The following is a 25533-nucleotide window of genomic DNA, read 5'->3' on the forward strand; positions in this document are numbered from 1 at the left end:
CTTTATCAACTACACTTCCTCATCGCTACGACAATCCACATTAGCATTCAACGGAATTTTCTGAGCCGCAAACAGTTCTCCTTCTACAACCAATAATAAAAAACGACTCTCCGTCGGTGCCTCATCAGGTAAATTTCTGACGCTGGTGTTGAGGTCGACAATTATTTCTTCGGGGGATTCGGTTGTGGTGTTATTAATCACCCAGAAGTAATGGCTACCCTTTGGGTACAGGGTAGAGACAAACCGGTCGATGGCGGTTGAAATCGAAGGGTGAGCTGAGGTGCTGGTAAAGGAAATGAATACCAAAGAGATTCCGAGCAGGAGAGTTGGGAGGTAGCGCATACGAGGCCTCCATGGTATGAGGTAAAGGTTTACTTTGTGATGAATGTCGAGAGAGGGCTTTTTATCCATATTTCATTGTGGCTGAAATGTTAACAATCTACATGATATCTTAATATCTTATCCCTCGTCTGTTGTTTGAGCAAATCGGGAAATGATTCAATTGAGGTTGCCTGGGGAAATTTCCATGGACCGAGGCAAGGGAAGAAAAATAAGGAAATATGTAAAATCATGTTGTCTTTTCTCAAAGGTAAAGGGGCTCCAAGTAAAAAGCGAATTATCTTTCTTCTGGTAATGGCGTTGTTCCTGATTTCCGGTGCATTATTGTTTAATGCTCCGGAACAGACACAGGTGATCAATATAAATTTTCCCGAGGGCGGTGTATTGAAAGCGGAGGTTGCGGATACACCGGAAAAACTTTTATTCGGATTGGCATTTAGAAATGCTCTTCCTCCCAATGAGGGAATGATTTATATTTTTGAAGATTCCGGTCTCCATCGGGTCTGGACAAAAGAGTTTCAATTTCCTGTTGATGTGATTTGGGTCGATGAGAGTAAAATTGTCGTGCACATAGTCGAAGGGGCTCTTCCATGCCGTGAAAGGCAATGTCCCTGGTATGGTCCCCCGCCTCAAGATGCGCGTTATATTGTTGAAGCCAATGCTGGGTTTGTGGACCAAGCCAAAATTAAGATAGGTGCGCAGGTAACCTTTACATTGCTTGTCTCGTAAAGATAAACGGATGATGAATGATTCCAGTTCCGAGCGTGATATGGACTGCAGGATACATGAACCATTGAGTCCCAAAGAGGGATTTGTGTTTGTCGGGAAGCTGGAGGATATCCCCAAAGGAAAAGGGCGTGTATTCAAGGTCGGCGGGAAAAGTGTGGCTGTATTTCGCATTGATGATCGGTGCTTTGCTATTAATGATATTTGTCCGCACCAGGGAGCCTCATTGGGGAAAGGCCGATTGAAAGGTTTTGTGGTTTCTTGCCCGTGGCATCATCAACAATTTGACATTCGATCGGGATTCGGGCCAGATGGCGGAGGTTATTGTGTGGTCAATTATGATGTGGTGGTTGATAAGGGAAATGTTTTTGTCTGTCTGAAAAAACGTGATTGGCTGACAGGAGAATGATAGATTTTACAGGCGTAACAAGGAGTCAAGGTTTCGTCAAGGTGAAAGCATGAACATAGAGCAGGTGCAGACAAAAACTATTCAGGTGTTCAAATCGGCCACCTTTATGGTGCATTTATGGGAAGATCGGACCCGCGGGGAACAATGGGTGCCAAGTTATGACCCTAAAGCGCTGGGATTGGTGGGAGATGAATTTCTTCGAACTGTTAGTAATAATGCGGTAGATTCCGGTCGGCGATCATTTGAATTTCAAGCGTTGGAACCAGGGACCCATCATTTGGAATTTAGTAAAAGGATGGCTTGGAAGTTTACAGCAGAGGATCGACGGATTTTTAAGGTCATTGTCCTGCAGTCACCTTCCTGAATAAATTTTCATCATGCCGGATATCGGGTATCTCAATGGACACTTTTCTCCATTAGGAGAGGTGAAGATCTCTCCGGATGATCGTGGGTTCTTATTTGGGGATGGTGTCTATGAGGTTATTCGTGCTTATCATGGGGTTCCCGCCTTTTTGGGTGAGCATTTCAAGAGGCTCGTTAGGAGTGCCAAAGAAATCCAGCTCCCTTTTTCTTTAGAACAAGCCGAATTTCAGCGTCTCCTACTTCACGGCCTTCAGCAGAGTGGGTATCAGGAAGGGAAAATCTATATTCAGGTGACCAGAGGGGTGGCTCCACGGGAGCATATCTTCCCCCCAATTGGAGAACCAACGGTCTTTTTGGCATTTCGGAAAATGGTTGCCTTGCCGACAGAAGTCTGCCAACGGGGAGTCAATGTCATTACCCTACCTGATACACGTTGGCACCGCTGTGATATAAAAAGCCTGAATTTGCTTCCGAATGTATTGGCTAAGCAAAAGGCCCGGGAGGCCAATGCCTTTGAGGGAATTTTTGTGAGAGACGGACAGGTGACCGAAGGGGCTACCAGTAATATCTTTGCTGTGAAAAATGGCACAATTATCACTCCGGAACGCAATCATTTGGTTCTCGCCGGTGTGACGCAACAGCAGGTGGTGACCTTAGCTCAGGCAAAAGGTTTAAACGTCCAATTTCGACCTATTCCTATTTCAGAGTTCCTGCAATCCGACGAAGCCTTTCTTGTGGGTACCACAATTGAAATTCTGCCAGTCATTCAAGTTAATGGGGAAACGCTACGGGATGGAAAGCCTGGTCCCATTACCACAATTCTGCAACAGCAGTTTACTGCCCATGTTTCCCGCCTCACGATGTCGTAGTTTCTAAAAGTCAGAATTTTTAATCTGAAGGGGAATTAAACTGGCAGCCATTCGGCGACCGTTTGCCTAGATTTACATTTTCATTTCGGGTATGCCATTTTAATATTTCTGATGATAAATGCGAATGAAATCAAACTTAAATCTTTCGGACTTGACAGCCTGAATCGATTGGATTACCTTTGGCCCTTCCCAACATTTTGATGGAATATTATCGACTGTTTGATTTGTAAGAAAAGTCTTTGGTTTGTCAGTTTATTTCACATTAAGGAGGCCGGTCCATGTTTCACGTGAAATCTAGGAAAGCCATCACCACACTTTCCATTGGATTGTTAGTCGGGGGAACAAGTTTTTTGTCAGGGGGAACGCTCCTGGCCGAAGAAATCCAGGATAAAGTTATCCACAGCACGGGAATGGTTCATCAAGAATCACCTGGATGGGCAGAGCGGTTAAAGGGGCAGACAATCATGGAGGACACCCAGGAAGGTCGTCCGAACAGGGCCGCCATGGTAGAACGCCAACATGATCGGATCATGTTGAGAATGGAAAACGAATCCGGTGCCCAACATGCCGACCATACAGCGACCGGTTTTTACAATACGATGACCAACATGCATCAATATGGCGCAGGAGGCCAGGATTTACTTTTGGCATCCGATCGGAATGTGGAACCTGTTGCGGCGAGTGGTGGAAATTGTCCATCAACTGCCCCTGTCAGGGAATATGACATTTCCGCCATCAATGCCGAGATTACCCTCAACCAATGGCTTGATTACTATCCGGGCTACATGTATGTCCTGACGGAGAATATCGATAAGGTACGCGAAGAGGAAACCAAGAATGCGGAAGCGAGAGAGGTGGATGGTCATGGTGACCCCGGCGCGGTGACAAACGGTCTTCAGAACCAATGGATTCAACCTCTTGTGATCAGAGGAAATCAAGGCGATTGTGTGAAATTCACTCTCCGGAATCAACTCGAGTTTGGTGAGGAGGCCAGTCTCCACATTCATGGTTCGAATATGGTTATCAGCAAAACCGGACAGCCTGCTACGACAACCAATCGTGATACCGTGGCTGAAGAAGGGCAAGTTGTAGAGATGGAATGGTATATCCATCCAGACACCCAGGAGGGTGGCCGACAATTTCATACATTTAGTAATGATCGCGAATTAACGGTTATGGGTCTCATGGGGACTTTTGTGGTTGAACCACACGGTTCCGAATATTTGGATCCGTTAGGAAACGGGGACCCAACACCTATGGCCAGTGGATGGCAAGCTATTATCAAAAATGGAACGGGACCAGATTTTCGTGAGTTCGTGTTGATTTACCATGAGGTGGGTGATGAAGCGTTTCGCCCGGTAAACAAGCATGGTGATTTCTTACCACAACGGGATCCCCTCACCGATGCCTATCGTCCTGGGGCTCGAGCTCTTAATTATCGGAGTGAGCCATTTGGCATCAACAACATGCATGTGCAGCACGAATATTTCGGTTTTGAAGATGAATCGATGGGCTATAGTTCTTACACCTTTGGTGATGCTCCAACGACGATTCCTCGATCCTATCTCGGTGATCCTGCCAAGTTCAGGTTGGTTCACGGAGGGTCTGAGGTATTTCATTCCCACCATCCACATGGTGGGACGATCCGATGGCCGAGGAGCCCGCGGGCAATTGACGAAATGCCACTGTGGCATGCCGCGAAAAACGGTCCGGTCAAATATCCCGTAATCAGGACTAAAACCGACAGGGTTGATGTTGAAGTAATCGGGCCTTCAGAAGCTTTGGATTTGGAGACGGAATGTGGGTCTGGCTTATGCCAACAACTGGCAGGGGATTTTCTATTTCATTGCCATGTCGCCCATCATTACGTTGCAGGAATGTGGGGGTATTGGCGGGTATATAATACCATGCAGACAGATGACAACCGCACGGATGTCATGCCAAACCTCAGAGAGTTGCCCGATAGAAAAGGGCGGATGAAGGCGGGTGTCACTTCTGATCAATTGATTGGAAAAACAGTCGATTGGTTTGGGAAAAAATTCACCATCGTTGAAAAAGGAAAGAGCGATTGGAAATCGAACCCAGCGGTTATCAATATTAAAGAATGGGTGGAAATTCAGTTGCCGGCCCAAGGAAAGCCTGGTCATAAAGATGACGAAAAGGGTCAGATTATTTCTTATGATGCAACGGTATTGGATTGGGCTTGGGATGGTAATAAAGCCATGTCCGAGAAGGAAAGCACAATTGAAAATCCCAAGTACCATTCCCGAACTCCTGGTAAGCGCCGGCCGATCCTATTTGAGTCGATGACGGGAAAGGTATCATGGCCGCATTTGACTCCACATTTCGGGAAACGGGTCATGTTCCCACCAAATCACAATCCCGCCCCTTGGTTGGAAATGATTCATCAGGATGAAAATGGTCTACGAACTTCTGAGCCGGCCAAACCAGGAGAAAACGGCCGGTGGAGTTTGTGCCCGGAGAATGCCGGACGAAAATACTATAATATTCATTTCATCAACACTCCAATTGAAATGGCCGGCCCTCAGGGTAAGGAAGCTCCTGTCATTGATCCTTACGGGTTGATTTATGTCCTTCATGAAGAGGAAGAGGAAACACGAAAAAATAACGACAAAAAATTGCCGTTGGTGTTTCGTGCCAATGTTTATGATTGTGTGGATTATACGCTGACCAGCGAATGGTTGGATGACGACTTTACAAACTTCCAATCCTCCAAAATCAATATTCATCCTCATTTTCTCCAATTCGACAACCAGGCATCTGATGGAGTGATCACCGGTTTTTCATATGAACAGTCTGTCCGTCCGTTTACAATGCTGGAGAAAAAGACCAAGAAGGGTCTTCCTGTGCCGATGAATACAGTCTTTACGGCAAAGGCAAAAAAGGGCGATTCCAGCATTAAGGTCAAAAATGCGGCGCAATACCATGTCAATACGGAATTGTTGGTTGGTGCCGATAATGTCAAGGGCAACGAGATTCGTCGCATCAAATCTATTAAGGGCGACACCATTACCTTTGTTCGACCCCTGAAGCATGATCATCCCGTCGGGGATATCGTGACGGTGGAATTTGTGCGGTCACGACTTTGGGCTGATGCTGACGTGGGAACCGTGTTTTGGCATGATCATGCCTTCGGGGCCACTACTTGGCCTCATGGTGGATTCGGCACCTTAGTCGTGGAACCAGTTGGATCAACCTATCATGATCCTAAGACCGGGAAACTGGTCAGGAGCGGTCCAATTGCGGATATCCATACCGTTGAACCGGTTGGCTATGGTGTAGATAATAGCTTCCGGGAAATGGTGGTCCAAGTTCATGATACGGTTCCTCATACGGTCAATATTGTGACCGCTGGCAACCCGCCAGGGCAGCCGGTTGAGGTAGCGTTGGAAGCCGGTAAAACGGTGTCATTTATGATGCCGGAAAAAATTCTTATGACCCCAATGCCCTTCCTCAACGGAGGGACGCATACAACGGGAAGCGGCCTGAATTTCAGGGCGGAACCCATCGCCCAACGTTTGGCGGTGAATCCCGATGCTTCAAAAATATTCAGTAGCGCTGAACATGGTGATCCGGATACGCCATTATTACGAGCGTACCTGGGAGATACTGTAGTTTTCCGTCTTCTTCATACCCTCATGAATGAGACGATGACCTGGACAATATCAGGGCACACGTTTTTGAGTGAGCGGTATGCCGGTGATGCCAATAGGAAAAATTCCATGCATATTGGGATCGCTGAGCGATATGATTTAGTGGTTCCAAAGGCAGGCGGTCCTCGTCTGCAACCTGGAGACTATATTCATTTTAATGGACGGTCCTCAAAGTTTTCCGAGGGAGGTTGGGGAATCCTGAGAGTCTTGGATAAGGAGACGCCAGATCTTAAGCCGCTACCAACAGGGTATTCAGGTAGAAATGTGATTCCCAAGCCCCTTCCTGTTTGTCCGGAAGAGGCTCCTGTGAAATCATTTAATGTGGTCGCCATGGACTTTCCAGGGATGAGTTTTAATCCCAGTGCTCCGGAATCCATTGAGATTGACTTTGAGAGGACCATTGAGCTGAGAAATCCTGAGGGCAAGATCTACGTCCTTGAGGATGAGGTCACTAAAGTGGCCGGGGATTACCACCCGATGCCATTGACTATTCGAGCAAACGTGGGAGATTGCATTAAAGTTAATCTCAAAAATAAAATGAAGGAGAGCCGGGCTTCCTTCTCCGCCATTTCATTGGCCTTTAATCCACAAGATTCATTGGGGGCAAATGTCGGTAATAACAAAGGCGATCAAACGATTGCCCCAGGCGAGTCAAAGACCTATACCTATTATGCAGATCCTTTTAACGGAGAGATTTCTTCCTTGGTATGGGATTGGGGAAATGTGATGGTCAACCCACGAAACGGTTTGTTCGGGGCGGTCATCATCGGGCCTAAAGGGTCGCAATACCGTGATCCGAAGACCGGTGCGGACATTTCCTTGAAAAATAGCTGGGAAGCGGATGTGATTGTCGATAAGGCCATTCCAGGTCAAGAAAACCGCAAAAATTACCGTGATGTGGCTTTACTCTTTCAAGATGAAGACAACATCATCGGCACCAGCTTTATGCCGTATGTTCAGAATGTAGCCGGTCTCACCGGTGTCAATTATCGTTCTGAGCCTTACCTTCACAGAGAAGAAGCTGGTTGTACGCTTGGACGCATGTTTCAGCCTTGTGAGGTAGATAATCCACAAGATCCTGTTACACCGCTTATCCAGGCGCATGCTGGCGACCCTGTGAGGATTCATGTGTTCGGTGCCAGCAGCGAGCAAAACGGGATGTTTAGTGTGGAAAAACATGAATGGCCCATCGAACCATTCATGCCGGGAGCGGACGAAATCAGTGTGGTGGAGTTCGCCGGTTCGGAAACGATCGATGTGTTTATTCCGTCCGCTGGCGGACGTGATATGCTTCCCGCAGATTATGTCTGGAATAATCAGCGGCTGCCTTACTCTCAATCAGGTCAGTGGGGCTATTTAAGGGTACTCCCGAAAAATGACCAACGGATCCTGCCTCTGGAAAGAGGAGCGAGTGAGATCAAGCAAGCTTCGATCGACGCGGTGGAGACTGGAAGGGTGTTGCCGGTGGCAGCCAAATAACCAACTTCATCATTAAGGTTTTAAGAATGGGGGATTCGCAAGGATCCCCCATTTTTTTATATTTGTATTGGATTTCTTTTATCGGTTGTGAAACGAAACGGATCAAAGTTTTAATTTAAGCCAAATTGAAAATGCCGTTAGGTAAGCTGTTATGATATTTCTACAAGAAGTATCCCCCATTTAAGCGAATCTAGGATTATTAATTCTAATAGTTTTTTTTTAAGCCAATTATGGCTTTTGGCAAATGCCTTGACCTCGTCGAAAGGTGAAGCTACGATTTGGTCAATTAAATGACCATACTGACATAAAAATATTGGGGTTCCCAGCGAATGCCTTCTTTTCCGAGCGAAATGAAGTCATCCGAATTCGGCCTTGGGGTGGTGAATTCTCCAATTTTTCCATCAGTGGCGTCTTAGTCATCGGATTAATTTGGAGGGGTTTATGCGTGGAAGACAAAGTAAGAAACGTCTTGTTGCGACCGGTTTGTTGGTGATCGGGTTTACTTTGATATCGGTGATGATGGCATGGGCGTTGGACGTGTCAGACATACGACCGGAATGGACTGAAGCTGGTAAGAAATTGGCTTTACAGCGAGCCCAATGGCCGACTAAAGAAAAGAAAGTGGTAATTCCAGCCGGATGGTTTACCATGGGGAGTAATAAAAAAATTGATCGGAAGGCCTACCGGCCTGAGATGCCCCAACGCCAGGTGTACCTGGATGCCTTTGAGATTGATGCCTATGAAGTCACGGCTTTGGAGTATTTGCGTTTTGTCGTGGACACGGGTCGTCCGCCATTACCGGATTGGAAGTTCGACGGAGGAAACTTTCAGGAGAGTATGGCCCATCATCCCGTGATGCATGTCTCGTGGTTTGAAGCCGATGCCTATTGTCGGTGGGCAGGAAAGCGGCTGCCTACGGAAGCGGAGTGGGAAAAAGCTGCCAGAGGAACGGACGCACGAATTTATCCATGGGGAAATACCCCGGCAGGGCTTACGCGAGCAAATTTTGGGAGATCGGGCATTTCCGGCCCAGTTCGTGATCGACCTGAACGGCTGCTTCTTTATCCACCTATAATCTCCGTTGATAAGTATGAAATCGGGGTCAGTCCTTATAACGTTTTTCAAATGGCAGGGAATGTCGCAGAATGGGTGAACGATTGGTACGATCCGGAATATTATCAGACGGCTCCGGACCGGAATCCGCAAGGCCCGTCGACCGGTGAACATCGGGTATTTCGTGGCGGTGGCTGGATGGATAGTACTCCGACTGTGCGGACAGCCCAGCGCAATGGAAAAGCTCCTGAGGCACAGGCCAACTGGCTGGGCTTTCGGTGTGCTGCTGGATTGAAGAATGACCTCACTCATTCGATTTCCACTCCCTAATGGTGAGAAATGGATGCGTTCTCGTTGCTGAGTTGCTCTCCATTTCCTCTCACAAAGATTATTGATGTATTTTTCAATACTTCTTACTAAACGCAGGGGACGGTACTGATTTCAGAGGGTTTGAGTTCGCAAAAGGTTTAAATCTGAATTTCTGGTGATTCGAATGTGATAGGGTGATATGAGAGGAGTGGCTCACCAAAGAAAGCTACCAATCACTATGAGATGCTCGCAAGGATATTTTAATGCTCGAGTGTCTTGTTGTATGTGACCGGGAGTACTTCCTGATTATAGGGTTTTTGGGAAGAGGGCAGATATAACACATTGATATTTTTGGGCCGGCAGTGATGAGAAGGAGGGCGTTGGAATGATGATGAGAGTTTTGGTGGTCGTGATCTTCCTGATGATGGTGTCATCCATGGGGTGGGCCTATCAAGAGAGCCAGGTCAGCAATGGAGGGGCAATTCAAGGGCATGTCCGTTTACTTGGTGAACCCCCAAGACCGATGGCGTTTAATCTCGTCACGATCCCGGATGCCGTATATTGTGGAAGAATTTCTACCGGAACTGGGTGGCGCATTGTTGAGGATTTTATTATTGGGCCTCAGGGATCGCTTAAGGATGCGGTGGTGATGGTGAAAGGGGTAGACAAAGGCAAACCGTTTTCTTTGCCAAAGGTCGAGGTTGAGGCGATTGATTGCGATTTTTTGCCATTTGTCAATGTCTTAAAGGACCAGGATGAAATCACCGTGATTAATATGGATCCGGTAGAACATGATATCCAGGGATATGAAACGGCAAGAGAACGAGGGGCCAGGGTCTTGTTTAATCGTCCGTTGCCCATGAACCCCTTTCACAATGTAGTTGGTATGTTTGGGGAAAATGTCCATACCCATCTTCCCGGAAAACCGATGATTGAAAAAATTCATTTGCGAAAGGGCCGTGATGTGTTTGTTATGCAATGTGGATTTCATCCCTATATGTTTTCTTGGGGATTAGTGGTGGAAAATCCCTATTATTCGATTTCCAAAGAGGATGGAGCCTACGAAATTAGCGATATTCCAGCAGGAGAATATGAGGTGGCTGTTTGGCATCCTGGTATGAAAACCTATTTAGAAAAAACAGTCCGGGTGGAATCGGGAAAAACGCTGACATTAGACTTTCAATATGAGTCTCCCCAGGGACGGCGAAGCGTGCATGAAATGCAGGAAAATCCGCATTTTGGGCTGGAGATGCTTGGAGAGGGCGTTGAGATTATCCCGTCGTTACGACGACAAGTTCCCTGAGAGAAGGGGTGAGCATGAAACAGAAGCGAGTGATGGAAATTGTCGTGATAATAGGCTTGCTCTGGATCACCAGTTCGACCGCTTTCGGTTATGAAGTGATTGACGTAACGGATGGGGCCACCATTGTCGGCACGGTGACTCTCAAGGGCATTCCGCCTTCTCCTAAAGCGTACAACCTGGTGACGTTCCCTGATCCAGAGTATTGCGGCCGCATTTCTGATGGCCAGGGTTGGCGGCTCCTTAAGGACTTTGTGGTGAATGATCACAATCAACTTCAAGGGGTCGTGATTGTGGTTGAAGGTGTAAATGCCGGGAAACCGTTTTCCCTTTCTATTCCGAAGGTGGAAGCTCGCGACTGTCAATTTCTCCCATTTACGACGGTTGTTCGTGATGAGCATGGGATTGAAGTGGTGAATATGGATCCGGTCATGCATGATATTCAAGCCTATGAGACGTCGTTGAGCCAAGGTACGCGGGTGTTATTTAATTCTCCTCTGCCCTTTAATCCCCGGCATCAACGTGAAGATATTCATGCGACACATGAGCATCTGCCGGGGAAATCCTTGGTCCATCAATTTCAACTGAGCAAGGGACGTAAAACCTTTGTGATGCAGTGCGGGTTTCATGCCTACATGGAAAGCTGGGGGATTGCGGTGGATAATCCCTATTTCAACTTTACCAATGAAAGGGGAGAGTATGTTATTTCATCACTCCCGCCTGGAAGTTATCGCATTCGTGCATGGCATCCAAGTGTGAAGCATGAGCAGGTTTATGAATTTTCCGTGGAACCGAATCAAACCGTGAGAAGGGATTTTTCCTTGGAATCTCCCGTAGGCCGTTGGACGGCACATACCATCAGGACCCCGCCTCGATTTTCTGCCGCTGCTCTGGGCCACCCTGTTCTAATAGAGCCTTTGGTTGAACACCAAAGACCATGAAATGGATAGACGTTTCCCTTCTTTTCTCCCGAACTTGTGATAAGAAATTGGCGGGCGTGGTGGGTTGTGCCATTTTTGGAATAGTGGCTTGGTTCCCGCCCGGGTGGGCCTTCGCCGACTCTCCCAACATCTCTGACCACAGTCCCAGGGAATTCTCCGCAAGACTCATATGGAAGACGGGAGGCCATATCGCCAAAGCCCAGTTGTTTGCGAAAAAGGATCGCTATCGCATTGAGCCGGCAGGGGGAATACGAACAGGGTTAGGCTATGCGGGCGTTCTCATTATTCGATTGGATAAACAAAAAACCTGGTATATGTTGTCGCAACGGCGAATGATCTTAAGCGTTCCCTTAATTTTGGATTATTTGTTACCATTTTCTATCCGGTTGGAGGGAGAGACGAGTCGAACGGTTATTGGGGAATCCGTGGTAGGGGATCAACCTGCCCTGCTCTATGACGTGGAGGTCAAAGATCGTTTTGGCCAACTCGAACGATTTTTCGAATGGGTGGATCCTCAACGGGAGGTTCTCTTGAAACTCTTAAGCCAGGATCGGGACTGGTTTGTGGAATATCATCATGTGGTGCTTTCTTCGCAACCAGATTATTACTTTGAAGCACCATTAGGCTATCGAATTATTGAGGCTCAGGAAGCCCCGATTCCGAGGGGGTAGACATATGATGTGGCTAGCAAATGGGGGTAAATAAAAAAGGATGAATCGTTATAATGCAATGTTTTTTCTGGGAGTCCTGTGGATTTTCTCAGGTTCGGTTTGGGCGGAAGAGGCACAGGAGGAAACGGTTGTTCAGGTGCAAAAAGCCTATGAGCAGGGTCTTTTTCAGCAGGTCGTTGACCTCGTTAAGCCATTAGAAAAAGAGTTCTCTTCCCCCTCGCAAGTTTCTCGCCTGTACATTCTTGCCTTGGCTAACCTGGGAAAAACTCCTGAAGCCATTGAAACCTATGATAAAGAGGTTGGCGTAACCAAGCGGGAAGACGAGCCTTTGCTACGGCAGATGGTCATTGCCAGTATATTGCCTCTCCGTTCCGATATGCGGGAGCAAATGCGAGGGGCCGCCTATACCGCGTTAAAGGAAATCGAATCTGATAATGCCGTGGAATATTTGGAAAAAGGCTTAACTGATGAAAACGGCATGGTGAGAACATTGGTGGCAGAAGCTTTAGGGCAAAGAAAAGCCGGACTGCGTTCCAAGGTGTTTCGTGAGGCATTGAACGACGAGGCCGGTTTGGTACGGGCAACCGTTCTGGGTGGACTTGGACAATCTGGAGACGTGAGTCTGGTGCCATTGATTGAACCATCGTTGAACGATGAGCAGCATCTTGTCCAAATTGCCGCAGCAAGAGCATTATATCAGTTGGGTCACAAGCAATATTGGGCTCGTTTGGAGCAAGGTGCGAAAAGCGAGGAAGGGTATGAACGGGGGGCAGCTATCCGTGCCTTTGGCGAATTAGGGGATCGTCGGGCAATACCAATATTGGAAAAAACTATTTCTGACTCACAGCCTTCGATACGTGCCGCAGCTATTGCATCCCTAGGGAAATTGAAGGCGCCTGAATCCCTACCGACATTGAAAGCAATGTTGTTTGATCGAATTCCTGCAGTACGGAGTGTGGCGGCTTTTAGCATGGGGTATTACGAACAACATCAAGTGTTAACACCGTTAACCAGGGCCTTGGCCGATTCCAATTCCGGCGTGCAGGCGGCGGCCGTGGCGTCATTGCTAAAGTCAGGAGCGCCTTATTCAGTAGTCAGGAATACCGTCCAGCATCTTCTCAATGACCAAAATCCGGCCATACGGTCCGGTGCAGTCAAGGCGCTTGGAAATGGGAAAGGTCAGGATGTCCTCAATGCTCTCATGTTGGCTCTCAATGATCCGTTGCCTCGTCCCAGAATTGGGGCTTCCCGCGCACTGGGTCGTATTGGCGACCGCACTCTCTTACCGACTTTGAAGCGCACACTTCGAGATACTGATGAAGCGGTGCGGGTGACCGCCGCCGCTGCCATTGTGAGGATTTTGGATAAGGAGATCGGTATTTAACCAGTTTGGTTGTTGCCCTATAAGCGGTCTTCCTGAAGATGGACAGGTACGACCAGATAAAGGGTGTTCACATGTTCCTCCAACTTGTGCGGTGCATTGGGAAATGCATCCCTTTGGGCCAATTCTGGCGCACGATCATCAAGTTCGCATTTGTCTCGGTGACTGAGGTGCGGAATGACTTATGCCGTATCCAGGGAGGTTGCAGATTATGGATGCTGGCCGGATTCGGTGCATGGCTTCTCGTCAGTCCCGTTCATGCTGAAATACGGCCTCATAGTGAGTCTATCGACCATCCAATTATTCAATGGCATGAATGGGGAAATGAAGCGTTCGAACGTGCGCAAGCCGAAGACAAATTAATTATTTTGGATCTAACCGCCATATGGTGTCATGCCTGCCATGTGATGGATCAGACGACTTACGCTAACCCTCGTATCGTACAGTTGCTCAACACCAAATTTATTCCTGTTCGGGTCGATACGGATCAGCGCCCAGATTTGGATGCTCGTTATCGAGCGGGAGGGTGGCCGACGACCAACGTCCTTCTGCCGACCGGAGAAATTCTTTTTCAGGCGAACGCCTTGGGTTCTGAGGAAATGGAAACCATGCTCCTTGAGGTGCAGTCTATTTATGTCGCCGACAAAGGTGAGTTGCTCAAGCAGGCCTCTCATTTATGGGAGCGGGTAAACGAGAAGGTGAAGAACGATTCTTCCAGAGGGAATGAGCTTCAGGCGTCTATGGCAAAGCAAAGTGTGGCTATGATGAGAGCTCAATTTGACGCTGTCAATGGAGGGTTTCGGGATGCCCCTAAATTCTTCGAACCGGAAGCCATCCAAATGGTTTTTGCCTATGGCTTCTTTGAGGAGGATCCTGAGCTACTCAAAATAGGATTGGATACCTTAAAAAGACAAGTGCGCTTACTTGATCCGGTTTGGGGAGGATTTTACCGCTATGCCGAACAAGCAGATTGGAGTCAACCGCATTTTGAAAAGATGTTGTCGATTCAAGCTCTGAATCTTCGTAACTATGTTGAAGCCTTCCAACTCACCGGGGATCTTCAATTTAAACGCATCGCCCTGGCGCTCATTGAATATGTTTCGCGGTTTTTAACCGATTCGCAAACGGGGTTATTGTATGAAAGCCAAGATGCCGACGTTCTGGGAACTGAAGGGGAAGCTTTCATGCCTGGAGCCGAGTACTATTCTCTCAATGAGAGCAAACGATTGGCCGTCGGTATCCCATATGTGGACCAACGAGTTTTTACAGGGAGTAATGCATTGATGGCTTGGGCCTATTTGCATGCCTCATTGGTATTGGAAAAAGTCGAAATAGGGAACATGGCTCTTCAGATGTTGAGCCGATTGTATGAGAAGCGTTTTGACATGGAAAAGGGGCTTGCTCATGTTGAGACGGGAGGGGTTCCAAGCCTTTACGGTTTATTGTCTGACCATGTGCTCTTTGGTCAAGCGTTACTTGAGGCCTTTAAAGTGACAGGGCAATCTCAGTATTTACAAAACGCTGAAGCCCTCGCCGATGTAAGCCGGCGGTTATTGCACGATTCGGAGAATGGGGGATTTTTTGATCATCCACAGACGTCTGGTAAATTAGGTCTTCTGAAGTTCCCAGCTAAACCGGTGAAGGAAAATCTTCAAGCCGCCATTTGGTACCTCGATCTTTTTCATCTGACGGGGAAGCAACCATATCGTTTTCTGGCTGAGAATGCCTTGCAGGCCATGGTCACGTCCCGAGAGCCACTCCCTCTCGCATTGTCCGGATTGGCTATCGATCAATGGTTTCGGATCCCTATTCATATTGCGGTGGTAGGAGATTTTGACGATGCCATGACCAAAACCCTATTGGTGGAAGGTCAGCGAATGTTTTGCCCTGGAAAAATTGTGAAAAGTTTTGACTCCAATGAGGGACCGCCGAAATGGGGTGACATTATTTTTCCCTATGAGGAACGACCTGTCGCGTTTGTCTGTACTGACCGGATGTGTTCGGCTCCGGTCTTTCATGCAGAGGACATGAAAAAGAGTGTGGCCGACATGGTGGCCCTACTCAGGGACCCTGTACAAAAATGATGCGAGTGTGTTCAGATGCCCGGTTACCATTCCATTGATTTTTAGGGAAAATATTGTCTGTTCAAACTTTTCATGTTTCCGCGAACTAAAAGGCCTAATGGTTAGCACAAAGGACCTAGTTCTTGTTGGGTTTCTTGACACGTTTTTTTTATTCCTGATATATACGGAAGTGGGTGCTGTCGGACGATCCATTTCAAGATCAGCTTTTTTATACCTGGCCGGGGTAAAAGGGGTTGATCTCATCAAGTTAGGTTGTTTTCCCACGTCAACTCAATTTCATTCTTAACTAGGAGGAAGAATCATGAGGAACCGTCAGTCTTTAACTATGTCTTTTTTAGTGGGCTGCATGCTTATTGCTGCCCCATTAGTCGCCCAGGCGGGGGGAACTATTAAAGGGAAAGTCACGTTTGCCGGAGAAGTACCCCCACCAAAAGAATTTGCTTTCTCAAAATTTCCCAATGTGGAGTTTTGCAAAAAAAATGAGAGCAAGAGTGCGGATGGAGAGACACGATTGCTGAAGGAAGTGGAAGTAGATGGAAGCAAGGGTTTAAAGAATGCGGTGGTGGCGGTTACGGATATTCAAGACAAAGCATTCTTAGGCAAAGCCGACAAGGAAGCTCCGCAATTGGTGGAGGCTGAATTGTGTGAGTTTAAGCCATATACCGGAGTAGCCGTAAGTAAAGGACTGTTTAAGGTTGTCAATAATGATGCCGATCCCAGCGACCCTAAGTCGGCGGAAGGTGTGTTGCACAATCCTCATAGCTTTGATCAATTAGGTGCCAAGTCCAGCACCGAGTTCAATATCGGTCTGGCCAAAAAAGGTGATTCTTTAGAAAAAAGCGTCAAATTGAAAATGTCGAAAAAGGGGTCTGTGTTGCGGTTGCAATGTGACCAACATGAATTTATGCAAGGCTGGTATTTGCCGGTGACCAATGCGCATTATAGTGTGGCCGGTGCCGACGGAACCTTTGAAATCAAGGACGTGCCTGCTGGTAAGCACAAAGTAAAGGCCTGGCATCCTATTGCCGGGGAAGTGGAAGCCGATGTGGATGTGAAGGACGGGGGAACCGTCGAAGCCAATTTCGAGATTAAATAAGTCTCTTTCGATTGAGGCATAGCTCTTCTGTCAAGGGCAACTAGCCACGGGCTAGTTGCCCTTGTTTTTTGTGAGAAGCTTAGGCGATTTTTCTGATCGTTCAGCATTTGACCTCGCAAAATGACCCCGTTAAGATCGACATCGAAAATGATTTTTCATGTTGCCAGTTGAGTTTGAGGCCCCATGTGATTCGTGAATCATCTCTCGCAGATATTTTTCAGATAGGCTACTACTGGGAAACCAAAATTCTCCTCACCGCTGTGAAGCTGGATCTTTTTACCGCACTCAAGGGACAGTCGCTCACGGTTAATGAGGTTGCCGATTCTCTGAAGCTCAATCCACGGGCCTTGGAGTTGGTGATGAACGCCTTAGTGGCGATGCGTGTGTTAACGAAAGAAGAGAAGTTGTATGCCAATACTCCTGTGGCTGAACGACATTTGGTGCAATCAAGCTCAGAGTATGTAGGGCATTTATTACTGTTGCATGATGCGGAGTGGAGTCATTGGGGACAGCTGGAACAGACAGTAAGAACCGGACGGTCACCGGTAACCCAACATGTGTTTGAAACCAATCCGGAATTGGGGGCCCATGTGCTTACCGTCTTGGATCGGATCGGACAGGGAAGTGGGCAGGGATTGGCGAAAAGTGTCCCCATTCATGGAGCGGTGCGAATGCTGGATGTTGGCGGTGGGGCAGGAACCAATGCCATTGCCTTTTGCCTGGAACATCCCGGATTGTCCGCCACGGTTTTCGATCTTCCACAAACACTGAAGGTAACTAAACAACATGTCGAGCGTGCGGGATTAGCGGATCGTATTCACTTGCAAAGCGGAAACTTTCATGTTGATGCATTTCAGGGATCGTATGATCTTGCCCTCATGTCGGATATTCTTCATTATCAGGATGGCAAAACCAATGCGGAATTGGTGAAAAAAGTATATGCCTGCCTGAGTGAGGGTGGAAGACTGATCATTAAAGACCGGTTTTTGGATCAGACCAAAACGAGTCCTGCTTGGACGACAGCCTTTGCTGTTCATATCCTGGTGAATACCGAATGTGGCGAATGCTTTACGATTCAGGAAAGTCGCCAATGGATGGATCAAGCCGGGTTTCGAATCGTGGAAGAATTAGAACCGCGTGCCATGATTCAAGGCACCAAATAACAGAAGGGCATGGCACAAAATTATGGATGAAATGGCGGTATGGCTGAGAGAACCCGGATTTTTCGGCACCCATGCCACGGTTGGAGCGGATGTGAGCCAACTTATGGCGACGTTCTTTACGGCATTGTTTATTGTCGGATGGATTCAGGCGAGGCAGCACAACAATGATCGGCACCATTGGCTGATGTTCGGTGGGATGATTGCCATGCTCGCCTTCTTTATCAGCTATTATTTGTTTCGCAGTCTGGGTGTCCTGGCTTTTGAGGGAAAGGAAGGCTTTGGCGGACCTCAATGGTTATATGACCAGGTGTTTGTCCCTGTCTTGACCCTTCATATTCTCCTGGTCGTGATCGGCCTCGTGATGGCCATTTATATGATGGTGTTGGGGTTCCGGTCACAGACTTTCGTGGAAGGGAAGCGGGTTTTGAAGGATGCGATATTAAAGACTTCCGGGAGACGTATTGCGATGATCCTGGGAGGGGTGACCACCATTGTCCTCCTATTTTTCCTGTCACGGGTCATGACCTCTGGATTTTCCATGGGAAAATTCAGTGTGTATCTTGGTCTTATTCTTCTCATTGCATTGGTGTTTGGCATTGAAATATCTATCCAGCGGATTTGGCCAAATGGGGCCAGGCGGCATCGAGTGCTTGGACGATTCACCATGGTGATTTACTGTGTCTTGTTCGTAACGGGAACGTTCACCTACACGATGCTCTACATCCTCTATCCAGGAAAAATTGGGTAGGCTGTTCATGCAATGCGGTTGTGATTATTTCTTGCGGATCATGGATATTGAAGAGTTGCCCTCCGATTCTGTGTTTGCCAAATTTCATTGCGATCGGTGTGAATTTTCTCTCGGGGCCGAAGGAAGTGCCAAGGAATTGGATTCTATGGCCCCTCACACTTTATGGTCAGATGAGGCTTTATATCAGTTGAGCCGGCTTCCTCCCTATTTACTTCCCCTTGTTCGGGAAGAGGTGGAGGAGTTTGCCTCTACCAGGGGGCAAAGGGTTGTGACGGTTTCCCGAGTTGGGTCGGCGCGGAATAAGGGGATGGTGGAGTGGAGCCCGGACGCAGAGCGCCGTATCAATAATGTTCCGTCAGGAATTCGGGCAATGGCGAGAATTGAATTGGAGCGTACAGCTTTGGATCGCGGGATGCCTGCGGTCACGGTTGCACTCATGGAAGAGGTGAAAGCCCGTTATTTTGGTATGGCGGCAGGGCGCGGATGAAACGCCTTGTGAGCGAATTAGCGAAAACGATTAATCTCTGGAAATCTCTTCAAAGCGAGTAACGATATGTTGCATCGACTTTCCCTTCGTGTTCTTCCGCAATTGAATGCCTTAGTAACGGATCAACCCGTTCGCAAGCGGAAACGTTTGGTGATGCTGGCTCCCGGCTTAGTGGCCTTTGGGATCTATCACCTTCTCAAGCCTGTCTTGCCGCTTGCCGATCCGTTGGTGCTTCTGGCATTCACCGGCTGTATTTGTATGCTTACCGCCATCTGGTCCTATCGACAGGGACGTGGAGTCTCTCTCATGGAATCCTGGCGCGAAGACGGGGTAAAGCAGTGGGTCTGGTTGGTGGGATGGATTGGTCTGGTCTATGGGATTCAATTATCCCTTTTGGTTTTGGCGATTCTTCAAGTTTTTGTGGCCTATGATTTTTTGCTCCATCCGGAAGGTCCAGCCATGATGGCAACCATCATTTCATGCACGTCTGTCACCCGGGATGCCTTTGAAATCGGGCATGTGCAACGGATGAGGCAACAAGGGGTTGTCGTCCCAACCTTTCCTGACGGAGAGGCGTTACGAAAATGGATTCCGCAGGAAATAGGAAACATTGTGAAATGGGGCGCGTTGGCAACCATGATAGGGATAGCCGGTTCGTGGCTCCTGTTCACTGTGGGGCCGATTGAACTGCAACCCATCCTTCAATCATTGCTTGTTCCCGTTATGATCGCCTCCATCGGAATGAAGACGTTTTTCAGCGGGGAATCGTTATATGCTCAAAATACACAGGGAAGTAGGCCACGAACCTGGCTGTCATCCCTTTGGTTTTGGATGTGGCCAAATCTGACCTTTTCAGCGACGTATTTTCTGGTTCTCATGGGGATGGCCGCCTTTGTCTTCCGGGTGGAGCAGATTTCCCAAGTAGGATTTATGGGGATAGCCGCCTGTACCGCCATGGTGATGGCGCTGTATACCCTCTTTCTTGGTTGGCGCAAATCCTATGAAGAACAGCTTGTCGGCATTCCTGAATCCATACAACGGTGTCCCTTTGTGATGGGGATACTCCAAAATTCTAAATCCTCAGAACCTCTTCCTTCCCTCGCTGCTGCCAAAGTCGGGCATGGCAATTTGGTGAATTAAATTGAAAAATCTTTTCAAACCATTATTGAGTGTGCTGTTCATCTTTCTCATGCAGTCCGGAATTGCGTTGGGTATGGATGCTTATTCCTTACCGGCAACTGATGGGCAGGCAAGCCAGGATATTTTCTACAAAACTCCCGGAACGATTGAGGGTCCATCTGTCGCGGAGACCCACCAGGATTATTCAGCTTATCCTCTCGTGGATAACCGGTTGGTGGTCTGGTTTGTGACTCAGCAACACACCTACTTTGGGGGATTTGTCTTATCAATTCCCCTATTTTGTCTATTATTGGAATTCATAGGAATTACTCGAAAGCAGCCGGCATCCCAACAGAAGTTCGATGGACTGGCTCGTGATATTTTGCGCGTGGCCCTGTTGTCCTTGTCCATAACCGCTTTATTAGGCTGTCTCATGCTCATAACCTTTGTGACTCTTTACCCTGGGTTTATGAGTTACATGGGATCGACGTTTAAGCCCGTCATGCCGGTGTATGCCACGGTGTTTGTGAGTGAAGCATTCCTGTTGGCCCTCTATTATTACACCTGGGATTTCCTCAAGACTCCGGCGGCAAAGTGGGTCCATATGACTCTTGGAGTTCTTTCAAACGCAACCGGAGTGGTTTTACTGTTGTTAGCCAATTCATGGGCTTCGTTTATGATGGCACCAGCCGGAGTTGATGCCGAAGGGCACTTTTTAGGAAATGTGTGGCATCTTTTGCATTCTCCATTATGGAATCCACTGAACACGCATCGCTTTTTGGCGGATATTATGTCAGGTGGCGCCGTGGTCGTCGCCTATGCGACATACCGGTATTTCATGGCAAAAACCCCTGAGGATCGGGCGTATTATGATTGGGTTGGGCATGTCTTTATTGTGGTTGTGGTCTGTGCGCTCCTGCCCATGCCACTTGCAGGCTACTGGTTGATGCGCTCTGTGTTTGAGTTTCGGCAAACTATGGGCATGGCCATGATGGGGGGCATGTTGTCGTGGCTGTTTGTGCTTCAAGCCATTATGGTTGGTGTCTTGTTTTTGGGAATTAATTATTACATCTGGCAATCATTGGCCCGCCTTCAGGGTGGTGAGCGCTTTCATCCACATTTTAAGGCCATTCTCTTTACATTGATGGTGTGTTTTCTCGTGTGGTTTACCCCGCACACCATTGCGATGAGTGGGAGTGAGATGAAAGCCATGGGCGGGCAACAGCATCCGGTGCTTGGGAATTATGGGGTCATGTCCGCAAAGAATGGTGCGGTTAATGTCATGATCTGTTTAACCGCACTGAGTTACATTCTGTATCGGCGAGCCAATTATGTGATGACAGTACCGTGGGCATCCAAGGGAAATATTTTTCTTGTGGGGTTGTTCCTCATGGGTATTGCCAATATTGTGTGGTTGGCTATTTACGGATTTTATATTCCGGCAAATGTCCGCGTGGGCCTTTCTTACCCTCAAGGGATGACGACCGCGACTATGGTGGTTGGTGGGTTATTGTTGAATCGGTTGTTATTGCGTGGCGCTCACATGAACGGGCCTGTGCATTGGGGACGAATTACCCCGCGTGGGATTGTGGCATTGTTTGTTGTGGCTGCCGCCTTTACCTGGGTAATGGGGTTGATGGGGTATATACGGTCCGTTGGCCGATTGGAGTGGCATATTTCCGAAATAATGCCGGATCAATCCTCGTGGGCATTTACCCCTTCTCTGGGATTTGCAGCAAAAATGGTCACCCTCAATATGATTGTTTTTTGGTCTTCAGTCTTTTTCGTGTTTTGGCTTAGCCGACGGGATCAACAAGTGGTAGAGCGGCGAACGGCTGAATTTGCAAGGCCTTCTCCGGTGATTCAGGTTATTTCAGAAGAGGAATCCGCATAATGAAAGTTTATCATGGGCAATACAATAATTTAGGAAATGTGAAGCGAGTCCGTGCAAGGTCTTCTTTTTTGGCCTGTTTAATCGTGAGTATTTTAGTATATGGAAGTGGTGCCGCATGGGCCCAAGAGGTTCCGAACACAGGGTCTTCCAGTAGTTCGATGGTGTTGGAGGATTTTCAGCATCCTGATGCTAAAGGATTTCCCGTGGGATGGGAAGCGCAGCGGAGTACGGTCACTGCCCATGAAACCTATACGATTCAGGAAGAGGATGGGACTTTTTTCCTTTCGGCAAAGGACGCCAATCAACGGGTTTATACCAAGCACATGACGTGGGACCCGAAGCAGCACCCTATTCTGACCTGGCGTTGGCGGATACAGACGGTTCCCGATAACGCCGATTTCCTGGCCGCAATCTACCCGTCATTGGATGTTGACTTGATGTTTATTCCCGTGAATACGAAATATGTGTGGAGTGCAACGCTTCCGGTAGGGTCAGTTAAAGAGGGTGGCATGTTTAGCTCCACGGAAATTGTCATTCGTAGTGGGACTGAATCCCTTGGGACGTGGGTTGAGGAGCGGGTTAATGTATATGAAGATTTTCTGAGGATTCATGATCATGAGCCGGCTCCACATGCCTGGGGTATTTCTTTGTTAGGAGGGCCGGGAGTGGAAGTGGACTTTGGGTCCATTCAGGTTCAGGCTGAATCATCCAAAGGTGATCTTGTGCGTGAATGAAGAGTGAAAAGTGAAGATAACTCCAGCTAAAATTTTTGATGTCCTCCTTGGAGTCCTTGGATTAGGGACAGTGGGCCTCTTGATCGGGGTCTTCATGGGGGATGGGTGGCTTCCTGTTGCGTTAGCATTGGGAGCCATTCTTGGGGCCGGAGTGGGCTTGGTAGGCGGACGAGGATTTTTTTTGAGTATTTTTATCGGAACCATTTTAGGTGGTTTGCTGACATTAGGAGTGAGTGGAACCGAGGCTGTGACGGTTGGCGCAGCCTCGGGTGCGGCAATGGGTGGATTTTTGGGAATTTGGATTTCGATGCTTATAGAGACGTGGCGACAACGGAATCAAACCGTTCCTGAGTGCGACAAGCATCCTAATCATTTACAACCGTAATCAATCTGAATCATCGAGGTGAGCGTGTCAAAGCGAGAGGCAAGGTAGTCATGGAAAATCAGCGGGTACTCATCGGCTCAATTTTATTTGTATTCGGCTCATTTATCATGATGATCGTGATGTTGATTTATATGACTTATAAAGGGAAGGCTGATTTGGCGGAATTGTCGGCCGGCCAACCGGCCAACGTCAGGGTCTTGCAGCCAATGCCCACACAAGATTTTTCCATGTATAAAACGTTTGTCGGGGATGATGGCCGGGAAATGGTCGAAATTCCTGAAGGGCCGTTTACCATGGGCATTGAGGATGGGGATCCCGATGAAGGGCCATCGCATCCGGTGTATCTCCAAACGTTTTATATCGACCTTAAAGAAGTCACACAAGCAGATTATGATCGGTATATCAAGATGACGAAACGGGACAAACCTAAGGTGCCGGTCTTTGAAGATGATGTCTCCAAGCTGGTCGGTCTCGATTATCCGGTGGTGGCTGTGACCTGGAACGATGCCTTTGGGTATTGTCAGTGGGCTGGGAAGCGGTTGCCGACCGAAGCGGAGTGGGAAAAGGCGGCCAGGGGAGAAGGGAAGCGGCGTTATCCTTGGGGGGAAAAATTCGAATATCAGTTTGCCAATGTTGATGGGAAGGAAGATGGCTTTCAGTATTTAGCTCCTGTGGGATCCTTTGAGGTAGGGAGAAGCCCTTTCGGACTCTATGATGCCACCGGCAATGTAGCCGAGTGGGTCATGGATAGTTATGCTGCTGACTATTATCAACAGGCCCCATATCGGGATCCCCCAGGACCAAAAGTCGAAGATGAGAATAAAGTCATTCGTGGGGGCTCTTGGCGAGAATCTCGTATCGGCGCCAGGGTTACCAAGCGTTTTGCAGCTAAAATGTGGAGGAACGATGCCAGTGTTGGATTTCGGTGCGCAAAAGATCCTCCGGCCACTGAGACTCCTCAATCCTCCTAAGCGGTAAGCAGGCTCCTCGCCGGCGTGAATAATCGCCCATGGTTTCTCGAGATAGGACATATTGACGGATAAGGAATAGGGAGACATGGACGGTCGATTTAAATTAATTTTTCTGATTGCGGTCCTGTTTATGACCGGCCTGCCATTATTAGGGATTTTGAAAGGGACCGACACTCCCCCAAGTCTCCCGGACCCAACTCCCCAATCAATGCCTTCTTCAGCATTGGAGCCGTCCACAGAATCGATGGTTCCTGATCCTGACATAGGGAATGAGATGGTTGAGATACCTGCAGGGGAATTCATTCTTGGCAGTAATGAAGGCGGATTTAATGAAAAGCCTGCCCACGTCGCTAATTTAGGGACGTACTGGATTGATCGATATGAAGTCACCTATAAACGGTATATGGAATTTGTGGAAGCTACAGGCCATCGGCAACCTGGCCCGCCATCTCGTTATGCCGCAAAGCTCGGACTGTTGAGAGGGCCTTATCAGCCGATTACCTATGTGTCATGGAGCGATGCGAATGACTATTGTCAGTGGAAAGGCAAGCGTCTCCCTACTGAACAGGAATGGGAAAAAGCTATGCGAGGGACAGATGGACGCACCTGGCCGTGGGGTGATGGGTTGACCGGACATCCTGCCAATTTTGCAGGGGAGGGCGATGGGTTTGAAGTATCGGCTCCAGTAGGTTCGTTTCCCCTTGATCAAAGTGTATTCGGGGTCTTTGACGGGGCAGGAAATGTTATGGAATGGACGGATAATTGGTACGTGGAAGATCTATATCTACAGAAAGATTCAGTTTCGCAAGAAAATAATCGGCCAACCTCGACTTACAAGACAATGAGAGGAAGTGGGTATACGAGCCGAGGCGTAGATCTCCGAATCACCAATAGGAGTTTTATGGTTCCTGATTTTCGAGATGAGACAATTGGTTTCAGATGTGCACGTTCAAATTAATGACAATAAAGGTGACGAAATTCTGTTGAGGAAAATCAAAAAAATTAAAGAAAATCAAAATAGTAGAGGATGAGAAAGACGGCAAGCAGAATATTGACAACCATTCCGGCCAAAACTATAATGTCGAACACTTTTGCATTTGTACGCATGTGCAATCCCTCTTTTTACGTGATCAATAAATGTTTGAATAGCACGAAAAATTATATTATGTCAATGAAGTTTATTAGGGAAAATCATTTAAGATTCAGTTTCGAATTAAGCACAGGGAGGAATTGAAATGGGTGATTCGACGGCTGTCATAAGAGAGTCAACGGAGTTAGAGACTAAAATTGGAAAAGCGATTTTTTATGTAACCTGCTCGGTAAGCCTTTGGTTTTTCT

General features: G+C 47.8%; 22 protein-coding genes. 21 read left to right on the top strand and 1 reads right to left on the bottom strand.

Annotated features, from left to right (window positions below; genetic code table 11):
- Window positions 1–9: 9 nt before the first annotated feature.
- Complete coding sequence (locus ACWHYD_RS04370) at window positions 10–342, bottom strand: hypothetical protein (protein WP_447964698.1); 333 nt, start codon at window positions 340–342, stop codon at window positions 10–12.
- A 228-nt stretch (window positions 343–570) separates the two neighbouring features.
- On the opposite strand from ACWHYD_RS04370, the gene ACWHYD_RS04375 reads away from it, so the two are divergent.
- The 21 genes from ACWHYD_RS04375 to ACWHYD_RS04475 all read left to right on the top strand — a co-directional run bounded on the left by ACWHYD_RS04375 (window position 571) and on the right by ACWHYD_RS04475 (window position 25153).
- Window positions 571–1068 (top strand): DUF192 domain-containing protein, encoded by a 498-nt coding sequence (locus tag ACWHYD_RS04375; RefSeq protein WP_447964699.1) that lies wholly within the window; start codon window positions 571–573, stop codon window positions 1066–1068.
- 10 nt (window positions 1069–1078) lie between these two features.
- Entirely contained in the window at window positions 1079–1474 is a 396-nt protein-coding gene (locus ACWHYD_RS04380) for a Rieske (2Fe-2S) protein (protein WP_447964700.1), read from the top strand.
- Window positions 1475–1523: 49 nt separating this feature from the next.
- A complete protein-coding gene (locus ACWHYD_RS04385; RefSeq protein WP_447964701.1) occupies window positions 1524–1838 on the top strand; it encodes a protease inhibitor I42 family protein in 315 nt (104 codons plus the stop codon).
- Between the two features lie 13 nt (window positions 1839–1851).
- Complete coding sequence (gene dat / locus ACWHYD_RS04390; protein ID WP_447964702.1) at window positions 1852–2706, top strand: D-amino-acid transaminase; 855 nt, start codon at window positions 1852–1854, stop codon at window positions 2704–2706.
- Between the two features lie 278 nt (window positions 2707–2984).
- Window positions 2985–7859: a hypothetical protein gene (locus tag ACWHYD_RS04395; protein WP_447964703.1), complete on the top strand. Its 4875-nt coding sequence runs from the start codon at window positions 2985–2987 to the stop codon at window positions 7857–7859.
- Window positions 7860–8300: 441 nt separating this feature from the next.
- The gene (locus ACWHYD_RS04400) at window positions 8301–9242 is read left to right on the top strand and encodes a formylglycine-generating enzyme family protein (RefSeq protein WP_447964704.1); all 942 of its coding nucleotides are present in this window, start codon (window positions 8301–8303) and stop codon (window positions 9240–9242) included.
- Window positions 9243–9606: 364 nt separating this feature from the next.
- The gene (locus ACWHYD_RS04405) at window positions 9607–10524 is read left to right on the top strand and encodes a carboxypeptidase-like regulatory domain-containing protein (protein WP_447964705.1); all 918 of its coding nucleotides are present in this window, start codon (window positions 9607–9609) and stop codon (window positions 10522–10524) included.
- Window positions 10525–10538: 14 nt separating this feature from the next.
- Window positions 10539–11462: a carboxypeptidase-like regulatory domain-containing protein gene (locus tag ACWHYD_RS04410; protein ID WP_447964706.1), complete on the top strand. Its 924-nt coding sequence runs from the start codon at window positions 10539–10541 to the stop codon at window positions 11460–11462.
- Window positions 11463–11521: 59 nt separating this feature from the next.
- On the top strand, window positions 11522–12133 hold the full coding sequence (locus tag ACWHYD_RS04415; protein ID WP_447964707.1) for a hypothetical protein: 612 nt from the start codon (window positions 11522–11524) through the stop codon (window positions 12131–12133).
- A gap of 40 nt (window positions 12134–12173) precedes the next feature.
- On the top strand, window positions 12174–13517 hold the full coding sequence (locus ACWHYD_RS04420) for a HEAT repeat domain-containing protein (protein ID WP_447964708.1): 1344 nt from the start codon (window positions 12174–12176) through the stop codon (window positions 13515–13517).
- A gap of 212 nt (window positions 13518–13729) precedes the next feature.
- A complete protein-coding gene (locus tag ACWHYD_RS04425) occupies window positions 13730–15598 on the top strand; it encodes a thioredoxin domain-containing protein (protein ID WP_447964709.1) in 1869 nt (622 codons plus the stop codon).
- Window positions 15599–15899: 301 nt separating this feature from the next.
- Window positions 15900–16694: a carboxypeptidase-like regulatory domain-containing protein gene (locus ACWHYD_RS04430; RefSeq protein ID WP_447964710.1), complete on the top strand. Its 795-nt coding sequence runs from the start codon at window positions 15900–15902 to the stop codon at window positions 16692–16694.
- Window positions 16695–16879: 185 nt separating this feature from the next.
- On the top strand, window positions 16880–17857 hold the full coding sequence (locus ACWHYD_RS04435; RefSeq protein WP_447964711.1) for a methyltransferase: 978 nt from the start codon (window positions 16880–16882) through the stop codon (window positions 17855–17857).
- A 31-nt stretch (window positions 17858–17888) separates the two neighbouring features.
- The gene (locus tag ACWHYD_RS04440; protein WP_447964712.1) at window positions 17889–18605 is read left to right on the top strand and encodes a DUF420 domain-containing protein; all 717 of its coding nucleotides are present in this window, start codon (window positions 17889–17891) and stop codon (window positions 18603–18605) included.
- A 7-nt stretch (window positions 18606–18612) separates the two neighbouring features.
- A complete protein-coding gene (locus tag ACWHYD_RS04445; protein ID WP_447964713.1) occupies window positions 18613–19092 on the top strand; it encodes a PCP reductase family protein in 480 nt (159 codons plus the stop codon).
- Window positions 19093–19158: 66 nt separating this feature from the next.
- Complete coding sequence (locus ACWHYD_RS04450) at window positions 19159–20232, top strand: hypothetical protein (protein WP_447964714.1); 1074 nt, start codon at window positions 19159–19161, stop codon at window positions 20230–20232.
- 1 nt (window position 20233) lies between these two features.
- On the top strand, window positions 20234–22105 hold the full coding sequence (locus ACWHYD_RS04455; RefSeq protein WP_447964715.1) for a cytochrome ubiquinol oxidase subunit I: 1872 nt from the start codon (window positions 20234–20236) through the stop codon (window positions 22103–22105).
- Window positions 22105–22839: a DUF3047 domain-containing protein gene (locus ACWHYD_RS04460; RefSeq protein ID WP_447964716.1), complete on the top strand. Its 735-nt coding sequence runs from the start codon at window positions 22105–22107 to the stop codon at window positions 22837–22839. Before ACWHYD_RS04455 ends, ACWHYD_RS04460 begins: the two co-directional genes overlap by 1 nt.
- Window positions 22840–22849: 10 nt before the next feature.
- Complete coding sequence (locus tag ACWHYD_RS04465; RefSeq protein WP_447964717.1) at window positions 22850–23224, top strand: hypothetical protein; 375 nt, start codon at window positions 22850–22852, stop codon at window positions 23222–23224.
- Between the two features lie 50 nt (window positions 23225–23274).
- Window positions 23275–24195, top strand: coding sequence for a formylglycine-generating enzyme family protein (locus ACWHYD_RS04470; protein WP_447964718.1), 921 nt, complete (start codon window positions 23275–23277; stop codon window positions 24193–24195).
- 85 nt (window positions 24196–24280) lie between these two features.
- On the top strand, window positions 24281–25153 hold the full coding sequence (locus tag ACWHYD_RS04475; RefSeq protein WP_447964719.1) for a formylglycine-generating enzyme family protein: 873 nt from the start codon (window positions 24281–24283) through the stop codon (window positions 25151–25153).
- The last annotated feature ends 380 nt before the right edge of the window (window positions 25154–25533 follow it).

This window comes from Nitrospira sp. Ecomares 2.1 (assembly GCF_965152585.1).

Bases quoted from the DNA above. Each gene is read 5' to 3' on its own strand.
- ACWHYD_RS04370 (WP_447964698.1), bottom strand. From the start codon at position 342: ATGCGCTACCTCCCAACTCTCCTGCTCGGAATCTCTTTGGTATTCATT.
- ACWHYD_RS04375 (WP_447964699.1), top strand. From the start codon at position 571: ATGTTGTCTTTTCTCAAAGGTAAAGGGGCTCCAAGTAAAAAGCGAATT.
- ACWHYD_RS04380 (WP_447964700.1), top strand. From the start codon at position 1,079: ATGATGAATGATTCCAGTTCCGAGCGTGATATGGACTGCAGGATACAT.
- ACWHYD_RS04385 (WP_447964701.1), top strand. From the start codon at position 1,524: ATGAACATAGAGCAGGTGCAGACAAAAACTATTCAGGTGTTCAAATCG.
- dat (WP_447964702.1), top strand. From the start codon at position 1,852: ATGCCGGATATCGGGTATCTCAATGGACACTTTTCTCCATTAGGAGAG.
- ACWHYD_RS04395 (WP_447964703.1), top strand. From the start codon at position 2,985: ATGTTTCACGTGAAATCTAGGAAAGCCATCACCACACTTTCCATTGGA.
- ACWHYD_RS04400 (WP_447964704.1), top strand. From the start codon at position 8,301: ATGCGTGGAAGACAAAGTAAGAAACGTCTTGTTGCGACCGGTTTGTTG.
- ACWHYD_RS04405 (WP_447964705.1), top strand. From the start codon at position 9,607: ATGATGATGAGAGTTTTGGTGGTCGTGATCTTCCTGATGATGGTGTCA.
- ACWHYD_RS04410 (WP_447964706.1), top strand. From the start codon at position 10,539: ATGAAACAGAAGCGAGTGATGGAAATTGTCGTGATAATAGGCTTGCTC.
- ACWHYD_RS04420 (WP_447964708.1), top strand. From the start codon at position 12,174: ATGAATCGTTATAATGCAATGTTTTTTCTGGGAGTCCTGTGGATTTTC.
- ACWHYD_RS04425 (WP_447964709.1), top strand. From the start codon at position 13,730: ATGCTGGCCGGATTCGGTGCATGGCTTCTCGTCAGTCCCGTTCATGCT.
- ACWHYD_RS04430 (WP_447964710.1), top strand. From the start codon at position 15,900: ATGAGGAACCGTCAGTCTTTAACTATGTCTTTTTTAGTGGGCTGCATG.
- ACWHYD_RS04440 (WP_447964712.1), top strand. From the start codon at position 17,889: ATGGCGGTATGGCTGAGAGAACCCGGATTTTTCGGCACCCATGCCACG.
- ACWHYD_RS04445 (WP_447964713.1), top strand. From the start codon at position 18,613: ATGCAATGCGGTTGTGATTATTTCTTGCGGATCATGGATATTGAAGAG.
- ACWHYD_RS04450 (WP_447964714.1), top strand. From the start codon at position 19,159: ATGTTGCATCGACTTTCCCTTCGTGTTCTTCCGCAATTGAATGCCTTA.
- ACWHYD_RS04460 (WP_447964716.1), top strand. From the start codon at position 22,105: ATGAAAGTTTATCATGGGCAATACAATAATTTAGGAAATGTGAAGCGA.
- ACWHYD_RS04470 (WP_447964718.1), top strand. From the start codon at position 23,275: ATGGAAAATCAGCGGGTACTCATCGGCTCAATTTTATTTGTATTCGGC.
- ACWHYD_RS04475 (WP_447964719.1), top strand. From the start codon at position 24,281: ATGGACGGTCGATTTAAATTAATTTTTCTGATTGCGGTCCTGTTTATG.